General features: G+C 70.2%; 16 protein-coding genes and 1 pseudogene. 11 read left to right on the top strand and 6 right to left on the bottom strand.

Annotated elements, in window-relative coordinates; genetic code table 11:
* Positions 1-165: 165 nt before the first annotated feature.
* The gene (locus WBK31_RS13120) at positions 166-1,065 is read right to left on the bottom strand and encodes a LysR family transcriptional regulator (protein WP_406674917.1); all 900 of its coding nucleotides are present in this window, start codon (positions 1,063-1,065) and stop codon (positions 166-168) included.
* 321 nt (positions 1,066-1,386) lie between these two features.
* On the opposite strand from WBK31_RS13120, the gene WBK31_RS13115 reads away from it, so the two are divergent.
* The 3 genes from WBK31_RS13115 to WBK31_RS13105 all read left to right on the top strand — a co-directional run bounded on the left by WBK31_RS13115 (position 1,387) and on the right by WBK31_RS13105 (position 3,947).
* Complete coding sequence (locus WBK31_RS13115; protein WP_406674916.1) at positions 1,387-1,986, top strand: SDR family NAD(P)-dependent oxidoreductase; 600 nt, start codon at positions 1,387-1,389, stop codon at positions 1,984-1,986.
* Positions 1,987-2,730: 744 nt separating this feature from the next.
* On the top strand, positions 2,731-3,357 hold the full coding sequence (locus WBK31_RS13110; RefSeq protein WP_364070551.1) for an ATP-dependent Clp protease proteolytic subunit: 627 nt from the start codon (positions 2,731-2,733) through the stop codon (positions 3,355-3,357).
* The gene (locus tag WBK31_RS13105) at positions 3,354-3,947 is read left to right on the top strand and encodes an ATP-dependent Clp protease proteolytic subunit (protein WP_364070548.1); all 594 of its coding nucleotides are present in this window, start codon (positions 3,354-3,356) and stop codon (positions 3,945-3,947) included. The genes WBK31_RS13110 and WBK31_RS13105 overlap by 4 nt, the downstream gene beginning before the upstream one ends.
* 46 nt (positions 3,948-3,993) lie before the next feature.
* On the opposite strand, the gene WBK31_RS13100 is transcribed toward WBK31_RS13105, so the two are convergent.
* Positions 3,994-4,440 (bottom strand): helix-turn-helix transcriptional regulator, encoded by a 447-nt coding sequence (locus tag WBK31_RS13100; protein ID WP_364070546.1) that lies wholly within the window; start codon positions 4,438-4,440, stop codon positions 3,994-3,996.
* A gap of 507 nt (positions 4,441-4,947) precedes the next feature.
* Here WBK31_RS13100 and WBK31_RS13095 point away from each other — a divergent pair.
* The 8 genes and pseudogenes from WBK31_RS13095 to WBK31_RS13060 all read left to right on the top strand — a co-directional run bounded on the left by WBK31_RS13095 (position 4,948) and on the right by WBK31_RS13060 (position 11,224).
* A complete protein-coding gene (locus WBK31_RS13095) occupies positions 4,948-5,082 on the top strand; it encodes a hypothetical protein (protein WP_364070544.1) in 135 nt (44 codons plus the stop codon).
* 156 nt (positions 5,083-5,238) lie between these two features.
* Positions 5,239-5,448, top strand: coding sequence for a hypothetical protein (locus tag WBK31_RS13090; RefSeq protein WP_364070541.1), 210 nt, complete (start codon positions 5,239-5,241; stop codon positions 5,446-5,448).
* A 136-nt stretch (positions 5,449-5,584) separates the two neighbouring features.
* Positions 5,585-5,827 (top strand): hypothetical protein, encoded by a 243-nt coding sequence (locus tag WBK31_RS13085; protein ID WP_364070538.1) that lies wholly within the window; start codon positions 5,585-5,587, stop codon positions 5,825-5,827.
* A 583-nt stretch (positions 5,828-6,410) separates the two neighbouring features.
* The gene (locus WBK31_RS13080) at positions 6,411-7,046 is read left to right on the top strand and encodes a VC0807 family protein (RefSeq protein ID WP_378789405.1); all 636 of its coding nucleotides are present in this window, start codon (positions 6,411-6,413) and stop codon (positions 7,044-7,046) included.
* On the top strand, positions 7,036-8,022 hold the full coding sequence (locus tag WBK31_RS13075; RefSeq protein WP_364070529.1) for a hypothetical protein: 987 nt from the start codon (positions 7,036-7,038) through the stop codon (positions 8,020-8,022). The genes WBK31_RS13080 and WBK31_RS13075 overlap by 11 nt, the downstream gene beginning before the upstream one ends.
* Positions 8,023-8,041: 19 nt before the next feature.
* On the top strand, positions 8,042-9,100 hold the full coding sequence (locus WBK31_RS13070; RefSeq protein WP_406674915.1) for an alpha/beta fold hydrolase: 1,059 nt from the start codon (positions 8,042-8,044) through the stop codon (positions 9,098-9,100).
* A 101-nt stretch (positions 9,101-9,201) separates the two neighbouring features.
* Positions 9,202-10,800 (top strand): annotated as a pseudogene (locus WBK31_RS13065) (WD40 repeat domain-containing serine/threonine protein kinase); the annotation flags it as partial.
* A gap of 241 nt (positions 10,801-11,041) precedes the next feature.
* On the top strand, positions 11,042-11,224 hold the full coding sequence (locus tag WBK31_RS13060; protein WP_364070632.1) for a hypothetical protein: 183 nt from the start codon (positions 11,042-11,044) through the stop codon (positions 11,222-11,224).
* A 51-nt stretch (positions 11,225-11,275) separates the two neighbouring features.
* Here WBK31_RS13060 and WBK31_RS13055 read toward each other — a convergent pair whose 3' ends face one another.
* The 4 genes from WBK31_RS13055 to WBK31_RS13040 are packed head-to-tail and all read right to left on the bottom strand — an operon-like array spanning position 11,276 to position 13,627.
* Complete coding sequence (locus WBK31_RS13055; protein WP_406674914.1) at positions 11,276-11,737, bottom strand: nuclear transport factor 2 family protein; 462 nt, start codon at positions 11,735-11,737, stop codon at positions 11,276-11,278.
* Complete coding sequence (locus WBK31_RS13050) at positions 11,734-12,519, bottom strand: FAD-dependent oxidoreductase (protein WP_406674913.1); 786 nt, start codon at positions 12,517-12,519, stop codon at positions 11,734-11,736. The genes WBK31_RS13055 and WBK31_RS13050 overlap by 4 nt, the downstream gene beginning before the upstream one ends.
* Before the next feature lie 2 nt (positions 12,520-12,521).
* Entirely contained in the window at positions 12,522-12,713 is a 192-nt protein-coding gene (locus WBK31_RS13045; protein ID WP_364070515.1) for a ferredoxin, read from the bottom strand.
* A 29-nt stretch (positions 12,714-12,742) separates the two neighbouring features.
* A complete protein-coding gene (locus WBK31_RS13040) occupies positions 12,743-13,627 on the bottom strand; it encodes a pyridoxamine 5'-phosphate oxidase family protein (protein WP_406674912.1) in 885 nt (294 codons plus the stop codon).
* Between the last annotated feature and the right edge of the window lie 21 nt (positions 13,628-13,648).

The raw sequence follows: 13,648 nt of genomic DNA, 5'->3' as shown, positions 1-13,648 counted from the left end.
CCCTGCCGTGCCGGGAGCGCCGTGGTGACGGCCGGCCGTGCCGGACGCTGCGCCACCTGGCCACCTGGCAGCGGCACGACGCGCCCGTCTGCGACGCACCGGCCTTGCTCCCCTCGTCGATCAACCCCAGTACTCGGTGAGAACCGGCCGGAGGCTTGCACGGGGTCATGCGGACTCGGCCGCGGCTCGCAGGGCCGCGATGACGACGCGCTGCCCTGGAGACGGCTCTGGCCTGGTCACGGCCAGGGTGGTACGCCCGGCATAGGCGGGGTCGTCCACCTCGACGACGGCGATCCCGGCGGGCAGGCCGGAGACGGCGATCCGGGGGACGGTCGTGATTCCGAGCCCGGCGGCGACGAAGCCGAGCCTGGCGTTCCAGTCGCGGATGCGGTGGGCGATGCGGGGCTCAGGCAACGTCGGCCAGGCACCGAACTGCGGGTCGCCGCGCGGCCCCGTACCGACGATCCAGGGCTCGCCGGACAGATCCTCGACCGAGACGCGCGACCGTCCGGCGAGACGGTGATTCTCCGGCACGGCGACGATGCCCATGCCGCCGGTCATCAGGCGTTCGGTGCGCAGGTCGTGCAGGTCGTAGTCGGGCAGGCTCTGACCGACGGCGATCACGGCGACGTCGACGCCGCCCGCCCGCACCTGGCGCAGGAGCGCCGGGCTGGACGCCTCGTGCAGCTCGACGGCCAGCTCGGGGTGCTCGCTGCGGAGCGCCGCCACGGCCTTGGGGACGAGCGACCAGGTCGCGGTCGGGAAGGCGCCGAGCGTGACCTGCTCGGCGAGCGGGTCGGCGAGCGCGGCCAGCTCCCGGCCCAGCGCGTCGAGCTCGGCCAGCACGGCCGCTGCCCGCCGCGCGACCGCCTCGCCCGCCCTGGTCGCCTCCACCCCACGGGCCTTCCGGACGAACAACGGCGTCCCCGCGGCCGACTCCGCGGCCGCCACCTGCCGGGAGATCGCCGACTGCGTGTATCCGAGCAGCTCAGCGGCCGCCGTGAACGATCCGGTGCCGACGACGGCGTGGACGACCCGCAGCGCCGGAACGGTGAACTCCGCCATGCGATCCAGCTTAGCCATGCGAAGCCCGCATGCCTCCTGTGCGAAAGCCTCGCTTGTGGAATGACTGAAGCGTACGCATGCTGAAAGCAGGAAAACCTGGGGGAAGGAAATCATGTCCAAGATCTGGTTCGTCACCGGCGCCTCGCGCGGCTTCGGCCGCCTGTGGGCGGAAGCCGCGCTGCGGCGCGGCGACCGAGTCGTTGCGACCGCCCGTGACGTCACCGCGCTCGACCCGCTCGTACGCCGCTACGGCGACAACGTCCTGGCACTGCCCCTCGACGTCACCGACGGAAGGCGGCCTTCGAGGCCGTCGAGCGGGCCGTGGAGCGGTTCGGGCGGCTCGACGTCGTCGTCAACAACGCCGGTTACGGCCTCTTCGGCATGGTCGAGGAGCTCACCGAGGCCGACCTGCGCGCCCAGATGGAGACGAACTTCTTCGGTACCGTCTGGGTCACCCAAGCGGTCCTGCCCGTGCTGCGAGCCCAGCGCTCCGGCCGGATCCTGCAGATCACGAGCGAGGGCGGCGTACGCGCCTACCCCGCGATCGGCGCCTACCACGCCTCCAAGTGGGCGGTCGAGGGCCTGTCCGAGTCGCTGGCCCAGGAGGTCGCCGCGTTCGGCGTGCACGTGACCATGGTCGAGCCCGGCCCGTACGCCACCGACTTCGCCGGCGCCACCAGCCTGCGCACCGCCGAGCGTCACCCCGACTACGCCGCCGTCCACGAGGTGACCGACGCCAAGGAATGGGTGCTCGGCGACCCGGCGGCGACCGCGGACGCGATCCTCCTGCTCGCCGACACCGAGAAGCCGCCCCGGCGGCTCGTCCTCGGCAACACGCTCCCCGAGATCGAAGCCATCTACGCCGAGCGGCTGCGCGAGTGGCGAGAGTGGGCACCGGTCACCGAGGCCGCATTCGGCTGAGGTGCGCGCTCATGCCTCTGCGGGGCGGGGCGGCTACGGAACGGGATTGCCCCGCCCCGGTGCCCGCTCTCTGCGCTGTGGCCCGTCCAGTAGCGACATCTCCATCATGCCGTGCGCATTCTGTGCCCCGGCTGGGTCGAATGGAATGGTGGCACCACGGCGTGCACGCCTGTACCGAGCCCTGATCGGGCAGATCGTCCGGATGGGCACAGATGGTGTCTCCCATCCGCCATCCGCTCACCGCCGCCGCAGTGGTGTCGCCGCCGTACATGATCGACCGGCCGCTCACCTCAGGAGCGAGGATCGAGACGCGGGAGTGACGCTTCGTGATGACGGCCCCCTCGGGCAGCGCCTCCTCGGGGACGTCGATCGGCCAGACGGAGAACGCCGGGCCTGGCCCGTTCCGGTGGTCGCGGTCCCACCTGCGTACCTGCTCCACGATGTCCTCGGCGACCCGGCGGCCGTGCGGCCCGTACCCGTGAGCTCCGAATCCCGCGAAGCCTTCCCCGGCGGGCTGGGCCGACGGACCGATGGTGGCGCTTGATCACCAGCGTTCGGGCGCGCCACGCCGTCACATTCAAAGACGGCGCCGCTCTCCGCCAGAAGCGCCGGAGGAACATCCGGGGATCCGTCGAGCCTACGTCGCAACGGCCATCGAAGATCGTCCTTCCACGCTGCTGAGAGCAGATCTGCCCCAGGCAGATTCGGTCGATCGGGCCCCTTAGCGCCGCCCATGATGGACGCATGAGCGAAAAATCAAGTGTTCCGCTGTTCAACCAGCGAATGCGGCGCGAGCTTTACGAGCAGCGAGTTCTCGTTCTCGACGGCCCACTAGACGACGACAACGGCACTTTGCTGGCCACGCAGATGATGGCGCTCGCCACCCAGGACCCGTCGGCCGATATCGCTTTGTGGATTCACTCCCCCGGCGGCTCGGTTCCCTCCATGTTGGCGATTCGCGACATCATGCGTCTCATTCCCTGCGACGTGTCCACGCTCGTCCTAGGAATCGCCTACAGCGCCGGTCAATTCCTGTTGTCGTCGGGAACCAAGGGCAAGCGACGCGCTCTGCCGCACTCGCGCGTCCTGATGCACCAGGGCTCGGCGGGCATCGGCGGCACGGCGGTCGACATCGAGCTGCAGGCCGGCGACCTGCGGCACACGCGCGACACGGTGCTCGGCCTCATCGCCGAGGACACCGGCCAGCCCTTCGAGCGGATCTTCGAGGACTCGCTGCACGACCGCTGGTACACGGCGCAGGAAGCGCTCGACTACGGCTTCATCGACTCCATCGTGCAGAACTTCGACGAAATCGCCCCGCGCAATCGCCATAAGCCCGGATTCAGCATCACCGAAGGAGCGGGTAAGTGAGCTCGTATACGATTCCGAACGTCATCGCGCAGAATCCGCGCGGCGAGCGGATCATGGATGTCTACTCGCACCTGCTCACCGAGCGGATCGTTTATCTCGGCACCGCCATCGACGCGGGCGTCGCCAACACCATCATCGCGCAGCTGATTTTCCTGGAGGCGGACAATCCCGACGCCGAAATCCAGTTCTACATCAACTGCGAGGGCGGGGACCCGAGCGCGATGCTCGCCATTTACGACACCATGCGCCACATCCGCCCGCGCGTTTCGACGACCTGCGTGGGTCAGGCCGTGGCAGTCGGCGCCGTTCTCCTCGCCGCGGGAGCCGAGGGGAAGCGTGCCGCGCTCCCCCACGCCCGCGTGGTCCTGCACCAGCCTGCCGCTCAGGGGCGCGGGCCGATCCCCGACCTCATCCTGCAGGCCGACGAGGTCGTACGAGTCCGCGCGGACATCGAAACCATCCTGTCACGGCACACCGGACAGACCGTCGAGACCCTGCGCGCCGACACCGATCACGACCGCGTGTTCACCGCGGCCGCGGCTCTCGAATACGGGCTCATCGACGAGATCTTCGGGGAACGCCGCCCGTAAGGCCGCCGGCCGCGTGATCCTGCCGGCCGCGTGATCCTGCCGACCGCTACGCCGCCAGCGCGTACGCGGCCGAGCAGACGGCGCCGTACCGCGCGCTGACCTTCGCGGACCGCACCGCGGTGACCTGGCCGGACCGCATAGCGCTGACCTGAGCGGACCGCACCTCGCCGACCTGAGTGGACCGCACCCGATCCGCGACCGCGAGGGTCAGATCGACCAGCGTCACATCCAGCGCGCCTGCGACCGCGGCGATCATCTCGCTCGACGGCTCTTTGACGCCGCGCTCCATCTCGGAGAGGTACTGCGGCGAGACTCCGGCGCGCGCCGCCGTCTCGCTCAGCTTCTCGCCCCGCTCCTGGCGGAGGCTCCGCAGGCACTCACCGAGCACCTCCCGCCACAGCGGCTCGCGCGCCGGAGCGGGCTTGTCGGCGGCCCGATCGGCCTTGGGACGTAGCGACGAGATGGACGCCGGCTGCTGGATGGAGGTGGCCATACCCCACACGATAGGGAGACAACGCGGCCAGGTCCCGCCGCCTTCGCGCACAGCGGAACCCCACCCCGGCCACCTCCATCCAGCAGTCATGCGAGCCCATGGTCATCGGGCGCTGAAGATCCGTAGCAGCGAGGCGCACCGTGCCGCCGAGATGCGGGCCGGGACGGCTGGTCGTCGGGCTACGGAGACGTGTGTCCCGAGCCCGGGCAGACCACGTGGCGGCAGAGCCGCGACGGGGACGCTTCCGGGTGCGCGTTCTTCTTCCTTGATCTCTCTCACCCCTGTTCTGCCCATCGCGCTGGTGGCTCTCGCCGCGTTAGGCGCCCTGGTGGCGTGGCTGGGCCGTCTCGGTCACGGGCGCGCGGTGCTGACGGCCTGCCTGCGAGCCGCCGTCCAGCTCGGCGTCGTCTCCGTCGTGATCAGCTGGGTGACCGCCTCTTTCGCGGCCACGACGGCTTTCGTCCATCCCCAACACCGGAACGTCAAGATGACCGCCAAGCCGCCGTCGTGCTCGGCCAGTTCGCCAACGCCTTCGCCTGCCGCAGCGAGTCGCACCGGATCGGCAGGACGCGCCGGCGCAGCGACCCGCTGCCGCTCGGAACGATGTCGATCGGCGGCGACACCGGCCGGTGTTCGTGGTGAGGTGGCGCCGGTGCCCGAAGCCCAAGCCCGATCCGCACGCGGCGACACGTCGTGATGCCGGGCGGATTCCCAACCGTCAGACTGTGATCCGGTCCGCACGAGCACAGATGTCACCCAGATGTCGGCAGCCAGGTTCACAAGACACCCGGGAGTGTGATGCACAGCTTCTACTTGTTCGAAGGATCGTTCATACAGGGCGGCGGCGGTTGGGAGTTCGTCAAGGTCAGTAATGATCAGGCCGCTGTCATGCAGGCGGCCGCTCGCTATGTCAGGGACGGCCACTGGATCGGCGGGCCCGATGACACCTGCGAATTACGCGTGTACCAGCACGGTGAGGTGCCTGGGAACAGCCCGTCTATCCACTGACGATGGTGAGGATCCCCGGCTTCACCGAGTTTCGTTTCGACGAACAGGGGCGAAAGCTCGGCGGTCTCCCCAAGCCGGGAAGCGGGTACGAGCATCTCTCCACGCTCGACCTTGAAGGAGCGGTGATCCCGAGCTGGTGAGCAAGCGGCCTGAGGAGGTGCAGGTCACGATCGGCTGGGACAACCTCACCTGGCCCCGGCTCGAACCTCCGCTGCTCCCCCAAGACGCTTGTGTGCTCATCGATCTCGCACGCGGTACCGCGAGCCGCGTCGGCCAGGAGCTGGACGATGAAGAATTCGATGAGTACATCGAGGAGCTGGAGGAAGAGCTGGACGACGACCAGCGCATCGTCTTCTACGGCTTCAACACCTTGCTCTGAAGTGACGGGTGCCGGTTCTCGTCATTGTCCGCCCCTGTGATCATGAAGCGCTGCGCCTCGCGAGAGCCGATGACGAACGGGATCCGCGCCGATGAAGGCCCGGCCCGCAGCTGCTCCACGCGGGCCAGGCCGTAGTCGGCGCCGCCGTGGTTTGTTTTGTGCAGCTCGCCCCCCGGCTTCCGCATCACGGCGGCCGCGGCGCGCCCGGAGGACAGGTACGCGCGCGTGCTCGGCGGCGCGGTCGTAGTAGTCCTGCGCGGTTCTTAGCACGGCGGCCGAGGCCGCCTTCTCGCCCACCGTCGGTGGTGTGAGGGCGGCGGCGGCCGGCAGGGGACGGCGAGACGTGCCGGGCATCGAAGGATCCGTCTTTCTCGGGCGGGTGCTGTGATGCTCCGGCTGCGAAGCAGAGCCGCTTCCGCCCTGCCCAATAGTGATTTCGTTCCCCCACCGATCAGGAACCCGATATCGCCGCACCTCGCCGCGCATCTCCACCCCAGGGTGGAGATCGCGCGATCTCATGCCGCGGGTTGAGGACACCCGGACGAGGCGCCCCTAGCGTTCCCAGCCTGATCTAGGAGGTGTCATGCACATGGACAACCGCCGGCTCGTCGCGGGACTGCTGTGGGATGCCGGGCTGCCCGCCGTGGTCTTCTACCTCTGCCGGGCGCTCGGCATGGAAGCGCTGCCCGCCCTGGCGGCGGGCGGGCTCGCCGCCCTGATACGGGTGGCGTACGTCGCCGTGGTGCGGCGGCGACTGAACGGACTCGCCGCCCTGGTGAGCGTCATTTTCCTGCTGCTGCTCGCCGTGTCGCTGCTCACCGGAGACCCCAGGATCCTGCTGGCCAGGGAGTCGGTTCTGGCCGGCGCGGCGGGCCTGCTGCTGGTGGGCTCCTGCCTCATCGGAAAGCCGATCGTGTACGCGCTCATCCGGCGTCTCAACGCGGCCGACGACGCCGCGCGTGTACGGCTCGAGGAGCGCTGGCACGCCGATCCCGCCTTCCGCCGCCACTTCTTCGTGCTCAGCATGGTGATCGGCGCAGGGCTGCTGCTCGACGCCGTCGCACCGGTCGTGCTCGTCTACCTGCTGCCCATCGACACCATGGCGGGTCTGTCCACGGCACTGCACGTCGTCACCGTGGTCCTGCTGGCCGTCTGGGTGATGTGGTACCGCAGGCGCCGCATCCAGATGGCGGTCGCGGAGGTGTCCCGTGCGCGGTGAGGGCGTCCACTACGACACCGGGACCGCCGTGTCGGACGGCTGGTCGCGGGAAACGTTCGACCCGGCTGATGTGCGCCGCGACATGCGGACCATCGCCCGCGACCTGCACTGCACCGCGGTACGCGTCACCGGCAGCAACCCCGACCGGCTGACGCTCGCGGCGCACGAGGCGGCCGAGGCCGGGCTGGAGGTGTGGTACTCGCCGTTCCCCTGCGACTTGACCGCCGAGGAGCTGCTGCCGCTGCTCGCCGACTGCGCCGACCGCGCCGAGCAGCTCCGCCGCGGCGGGGCCGAGGTGGTGCTGGTCACCGGAGGCGAGCTGAGCCTGTTCGCGCACGGCTTCCTGCCCGGCGACGACTTCCTCACCCGTATCGCGCTCGTGGCCGGGCGCGGTCCCGAGCTGCCCGGCCTGCTCCAGGCCCTGCCCGAGCGCATCAACGCCTTCCTTGCCGAGGCCGTCGCCACGGTCCGTCAACGGTTCGGCGGCAAGGTCACCTACGCGTCGGTGCCGTTCGAGCGGGTGGACTGGACGCCGTTCGACTACGTCGCCGCCGACGCCTACCGCGCGGCCGGCAACGCCGCCACCTACCGGGACGAGATCCGCGCGCTGCACCGCCACGGCCGCCCCGTGGCGATCGCCGAGTTCGGCTGCTGCACCTACCGGGGCGCCGCCGACCGGGGCGGCACCGGCTTCCTCGTCGTCGACCGTACGCAGGACCCGTGGCGGCTCAACGGCTCCTACGAGCGGGACGAGGAAGGTCAGGCCGCCTACCTGCGCGATCTCCTGCGCATCTTCGACGAGGAGGGGGTGGACACCGCCTTCTGGTACACGTTCGCCGGCTACCGGTATCCGCACCACCCGGACCCGAGCTACGACCTCGACCTGGCCTCCTACGGGCTCGTCCGCATCGACCAGGACAGGAGCCTGCACCCTAAGGCGGCCTTCCACGCCCTCGCCACCGCGTACGATTCTTGATCGATTCTCAAGGGGGAGCATGTTCTTCGAAAGCTTCGACGGCACGCGACTGTCCTACGAGGACTACGGCGAGGGCGAGCCCATCGTCTTCGTGGCCGGGGTCATGCTGGACGCCGACATGTGGGAGTACCAGATCCCCTACTTCGTCGAGCGGGGCTACCGCTGCATCGCCTTCGACCGGCGCGGGCACGGCCGCTCCGACCGTCCGTCCACCGGCTATGACCTCGACTCCTTCGCCGACGACCTGGCCGCCCTGCTCCGCCACACCGGCGTGGAAGGGGCCACGCTGGTCGGGCACTCGCTGGGCAGTGTCGAGGTCGCCCACTACCTGGTGCGGCACGCGCAGCAGCGGGTCGCCCGCGCCGCCCTGGTATCCACGATGCTGCCGTGCCTGATCCGGTCGGACGACAACCCGGAGGGCGTGCCCGCGCAGGCGGTGGAGGCGGCGGCCGCGAAGTTCCGCGCCGACCGGCCCAAGGCGCTGGCCGACCAGGCGCAGGCGTTTTTCGCCAGCCACCTCAACCCGCAGGTCTCCCCGGCGATGATCGACTGGATGATGGGGCTGTGCCTGCGGCCGTCGCCGTGGGCGGTGCTCAAGGGCAGGAGGTGGTGCGCACCGCCGACCTGCGCGACACGCTCCCGAAGATCACGGTGCCGACTCTCGTCGTGCACGGCGTCGCCGACTTCTCCGCCCCGATCGACGTCACCGGCCGCCGTACGGCCAAGCTCATCCCCGGCTGCCGCTACGTCGAATACCCCACCGCCGGCCATGGCGTCTTCGCCAGCCACCACGAGCAGCTCAACGCCGACCTGCTGGCCTTCATCACATCCTGACGGCGGCGCTCACGACCCGGCCACGCGCGGCACGCGGGGTGACGACCGCCACGAGGTGATCGCGCACGTGCCCGGCCCTCGCGCTGAGGCCCGTAGCTTCAACGGCTGCTGCCTGATGAGCTCGGTCTCCAGCGCGCGTTCCAGCACCGCCTTGACCGGTCTGCCGAGCACCGAGCTTTCACCGGTCGGCCGCAGCCCGCCAGAGCCGTCGCGTGAACGCTCCAGCAGCAGGTCCAGCAGGTGATCACCGAGCAGGTCCCGCAGTGGCGTCTCGCCGCCACGCTGGGAGATTTCTGAGATGATCTGATCTTCGATCGGACACGAGTTCCTGCGAGGGGGCACGCCTTGGACTCGCTGCATGAGAAGGAGCCGCACCGAGAGGCGGACACCGCATCCGGACGCCTGCTGGCAGGCAGGTACCGTCTCATCGGCCTCCTGGGGCAAGGCGGCATGGGGGCGGTCTGGCGAGCCCACGACGAGCAACTCGACCGAGAGGTGGCCGTCAAGGAACTGCGCCTCCCCCAGCAGCTGGACGACGCTGCGCGGCAGGTCTGGATCGCCCGGCTCGGCCGGGAGGCGCGCGCCGCCGCCCGGCTGAAGCATCCCGGCATCGTCACCGTGCACGACCGGGTCACCGGCGACGACGGGCGCCCCTGGATCGTCATGGAGCTGGTACGCGGGCACTCCCTGGCCGATCTGTTATCGAAAGAGGGTGCCCTGCCGCCGCATCGGGTCGCGCAGATCGGGTTGCAGATGCTGGACGCCCTGCAAGCGGCGCACCAGGCCGACATCACGCATCGCGACATCAAGCCCGCCAACGTCCTGCTGGAGAACGACCGTGTCGTCCTGACCGACTTCGGCATCGCAGCCGTCGAAGGCGAGATGACCCTAACCATGTCAGGGGCCATCTTGGGCACCCCCGCCTACATGGCGCCCGAGCAAGTACGCGGTCAGGACGCCACACCCGCCTCCGACCTCTGGTCGCTCGGCGCCACCCTCTACACCGCGGTCGAAGGCCACCCGCCGTTCCAGGCGCCGACCGCCGCAGCGATCTTCGTCGCCATCGCCACCGAAGAGCCCGCCCCGCCTCGTCACGCCGGTCCTCTGGAGCCGGTGCTGAGGGCACTGCTCACCCGCGACCCCGCGCAACGCCCGACCGCCGAGCAGCTCCGTGCCCAGCTCGTCCCGCTCGCCCAGAATCAGCCGCAGAGCCGGCAGCAACACCAGCCGCCTGCCCAATCGACCGCACTGTTCCCGACCGAGCAGGTTCCGGCTCCGCAGGGGCCCGAACCGGCGCCCTCCCCCACTGCCGTCCTCCCGCCGTCGCCTTCAGACCGACAGCCGAATGCACCGAGGCGGTTTCTCACTCGCCGCCGTCTCCTGTTCGGGCTGGGCGGAGTGGGGCTGGCCGCCGCCGTACCGGCCCTGTACCACGCCATCGTGGGAAGCAGCCCAGCCGTCCCTCTCGGCGAGCCGCTCACCGGCCACTCCGACGGCGTCTACACGGTCGCGTTCAGCCCCGACGGCAAGATCCTGGCCACCGCCGGCGAGGACAAAACCGTACGTCTGTGGAATGTGGCCCTCCGCACCCCCATCGGCCGCCCCCTCACCGACCACACCGACGCCGTCAGCTCCGTGGCATTCAGCCCCGACGGCAAGATCCTCGCAAGCGGCGGCCATGACCAGACCATACGGTTGTGGAACGTCGCCACCCGCTCCCCGATCGGTGGGCCTTTCAGGGGCCACGACCACGCCGTCTACTGTGTGGCGTTCAGCCCTGACGGCACGATGCTGGCAACCGCTAGCGGGGACAAAACCGTGCGCCTGTGGGATGTGGCCACCCGCGACCCCATCGGCGAGCCCCTGGCCGCCCACACCGGCCTCGTTGGCTCTGTGGCGTTCAGCCCTGACGGGAAGATCCTGGCTACTCGCGACGACGCCTTGCGCCTGTGGAACGTGGCGACTCGCACCCCGATCGGTGAACCCCTCACCTCTTACAACGGGTCCTTGGGCGAGGTGGCCTTCAGCCCTGACGGCACGATCTTGGCCAGCAACGCAGAGCTGGACGTCGATGACGCGGTGGGCGCCGACGACGTAGTGCAGTTGTGGCGTGCGGACAACGACACCATGATCGGCCATCTCGCGGGTCACGAGGGCTCCATCCTCTCCATCGCCTTCAGTCCCGATGGCAACCGGCAGCAGGGACCAAACCGTACGCCTGTGGGACGTGGCCACTCGCAGCCCTATCGGCGGGCCTCTCACCGACCACACCAACGTCGTCGGCGCCGTAGCGTTCAGCCCCGACGGCCGGCTCTTGGCCACGGGCAGCGCAGATGCGACGGTACGGCTGTGGGAGGTCGTGAGGTGATCATCTCGACCGGCGCCCGCAGCATCCGCGAACCCTTCCCCGCAGGGCCCGTCAAGACTGAGCGATCGGGAGGGACGGGCTTTGGACGCCGGCTCCGCGCGGGCCGAAGATGCGTCGTTGCCCGGCGGTGATACGGAGGTCGTTGATGCTGGCCTCGCGCCGCCGCATCAGCCCGTCGGCGTCGAACTCCCACAGCTCATTGCCGTAGCTGCGCCACCACCGGCCGTCGGCGTCGTGCCATTCGTACTGAAAGCGGACGGCGATCCGGTCGCCGGTGAACGCCCACAGCTCCTTGCGGAGCGCGTAGTCGAGTTCCTTCGCCCACTTGCGGGTCAGGAAGGCGATGATCTCGTCGCGGCCGGTGATGAACTCGTCGCGGTTGCGCCAGACCGAGTCCGGCGTGTACGCGAGTGCCACGCGCTGCGGGTCGCGGGTGTTCCACGCGTCCTCGGCGGCCTGGACTTTGGCCCGAGCCGTCTCGGCGGTGAAGGGCGGGACAGGGGGACGGGTCATGCGTGCTCCTTGGTCGATTCGGTCAGCAGGTGGCGGTAGGTGGTCAGCCGGTGCAGGAAGCCGGCGGTCACAGCGCCGACCGCCCGTCCGTTGTGGCGGTATTCGGCCAGAACCCGGCCATCGAGTTCGTGAGCTAGGAGCCGCGACTCGTCGCCGGCTCCGGTGAGCCCGACGGATCTGAGCCGGTGGCCGTACAGGTCGCACCAGAACGAGGGCACCGGCTCGTAGCGGCCGGCGATACCGAGCAGCGCGCGTGCGGCGTGGGCGCCCTGAGCGACGGCGTTGCCGTAGTGCTCCACACGGATCAGCCGCCCTCCCAGCATGGGGGACGGCCATCGGGCGACGTCTCCGGCGGCGGCGGCACGGGGACGGCCAGCGAGCGCGCCGCGCAGGGTGCGGGTGTCGTCGAGGGTGCGCAAGGTGACCACACCGCGAAGGCCGTCGATGCCCGGCAGGATGCGGGGACGCACTCCGGTGGCGATCACCAGGGCGCCGAACGGGACGGGCTCCTGCGCGCCGCGCAGTAGCCGGCGGGCGGTGAGGTCCAGGCCGGTGGCGGCTTGGCCCAGCAGCCAGGTCACGCCGAGTTCGCCGGTGCCGGGCAGGGCGAGGCCGGTGTCGTCGCCGAGGAGGTACTCCTTGGACAGGGGCGGACGGCGGTAGGGCCGGTGCGGCTCGGCGCCGACCACGCTGATCCGGCCGTCGTAGCCGAGGCGGCGCAGCTCTCGCACGGCCGACAGCCCGGCGAGGCCGCCGCCGGCGATCGCGATGCGGCCGGGCACGATCAGGTCCCCTCGAGGATGATGGCCTGTACGGGGCAGGCGTGGGCCGCCTCCTCGACGGCGGGCCGCAGCGCATCGGCGGGCGTGGCGTCGTACACCAGCTCGTCGTGGTTGTCGAGGGCGAACACCTCCGGCGCGGCGAACACGCATGGGGCGTGGGTCTGGCACAGGTTCATGTCGACATGGACACGCATGGTTCTCTTTCGGGTCTGCTTGATGGTGTTCACGCGGGGTTGAAGCGGGAGTATCCGCCGAAGGACCACCGCTGCGGGATCGCGCCGCTCACCTCGATCGCCTGGTCGACCTCGAAGTCGATCAGCCGCTGCGCCCCGGGCACGGAGGCCGCCCGCTCCGGGTCCCAGTCGACGCGGGCGCGGCCGGTCAGGTGGAGGGCGTGGCCGTCGTCCCAGCCGAGGAACAGCAGCCCGCAGCGCGGTTCGAGTTCGAGGTTGCCCAGGGTCATGTACATCGCGTTGCCGGCATAGTCGGGCCAGGTCAGGGTGCGGCTGCCGGTGACCGTGACGAAGCCGGGGTTTCCGCCGCGGTGCGAGGCGTCGGCTCCCAGCCCCTGCGCGTACGTGCCGATGAAGAACGTGTCGGCCGCGGCGATCCGCCTCTGCTGCTCGGCGGTGAGCTCGCCGGTGACCTGCGCCGGGCCGCGCTCCGGGAGCGCCTCGTCGGTGGCGTCGCGGGTCTGGATGTACTTCGGGCAGTTGGAGTACACCTGTTCGGTGCGGATCACCAGGCGGCCGCCGTCGTCACGGGCGTGGCCGTTGACCCGCATCCGCCGCCGGGTGGCGGGATCGATCGCGAGCACGCCGACCGGCCGTTCGGTGCGGAAGAGGCCGTCGAGCGGGTCTCCGGCTCCGGGCAGCCGGTCGGCGATGACGGTGCGGTCGTCGGGCGCGGTGACGAACCCCGGCGGGCCCGTGAGCGCGCCGGCCCAGGCGGCGCCCGTCTCGTCGGCGGCCACGATGACCAGGAGGCGCTGCCGGGCCAGGAAGTCCGCGGCCACCTGGGGGATGGACGCGCCCACGCCCGCCGACCCCCAGCCGCCGACGGTGAGACCGGCGCGGCGCTGCACGATCTGTTCGCCTGGATGGAACATGGGCGAACCCTTTCCTTGCGG

The organism is Nonomuraea sp. N2-4H (assembly GCF_045291505.1).
GTDB lineage: Bacteria > Actinomycetota > Actinomycetes > Streptosporangiales > Streptosporangiaceae > Nonomuraea > Nonomuraea fastidiosa.
This window is presented reverse-complemented; position numbering and strand designations above follow the sequence as displayed.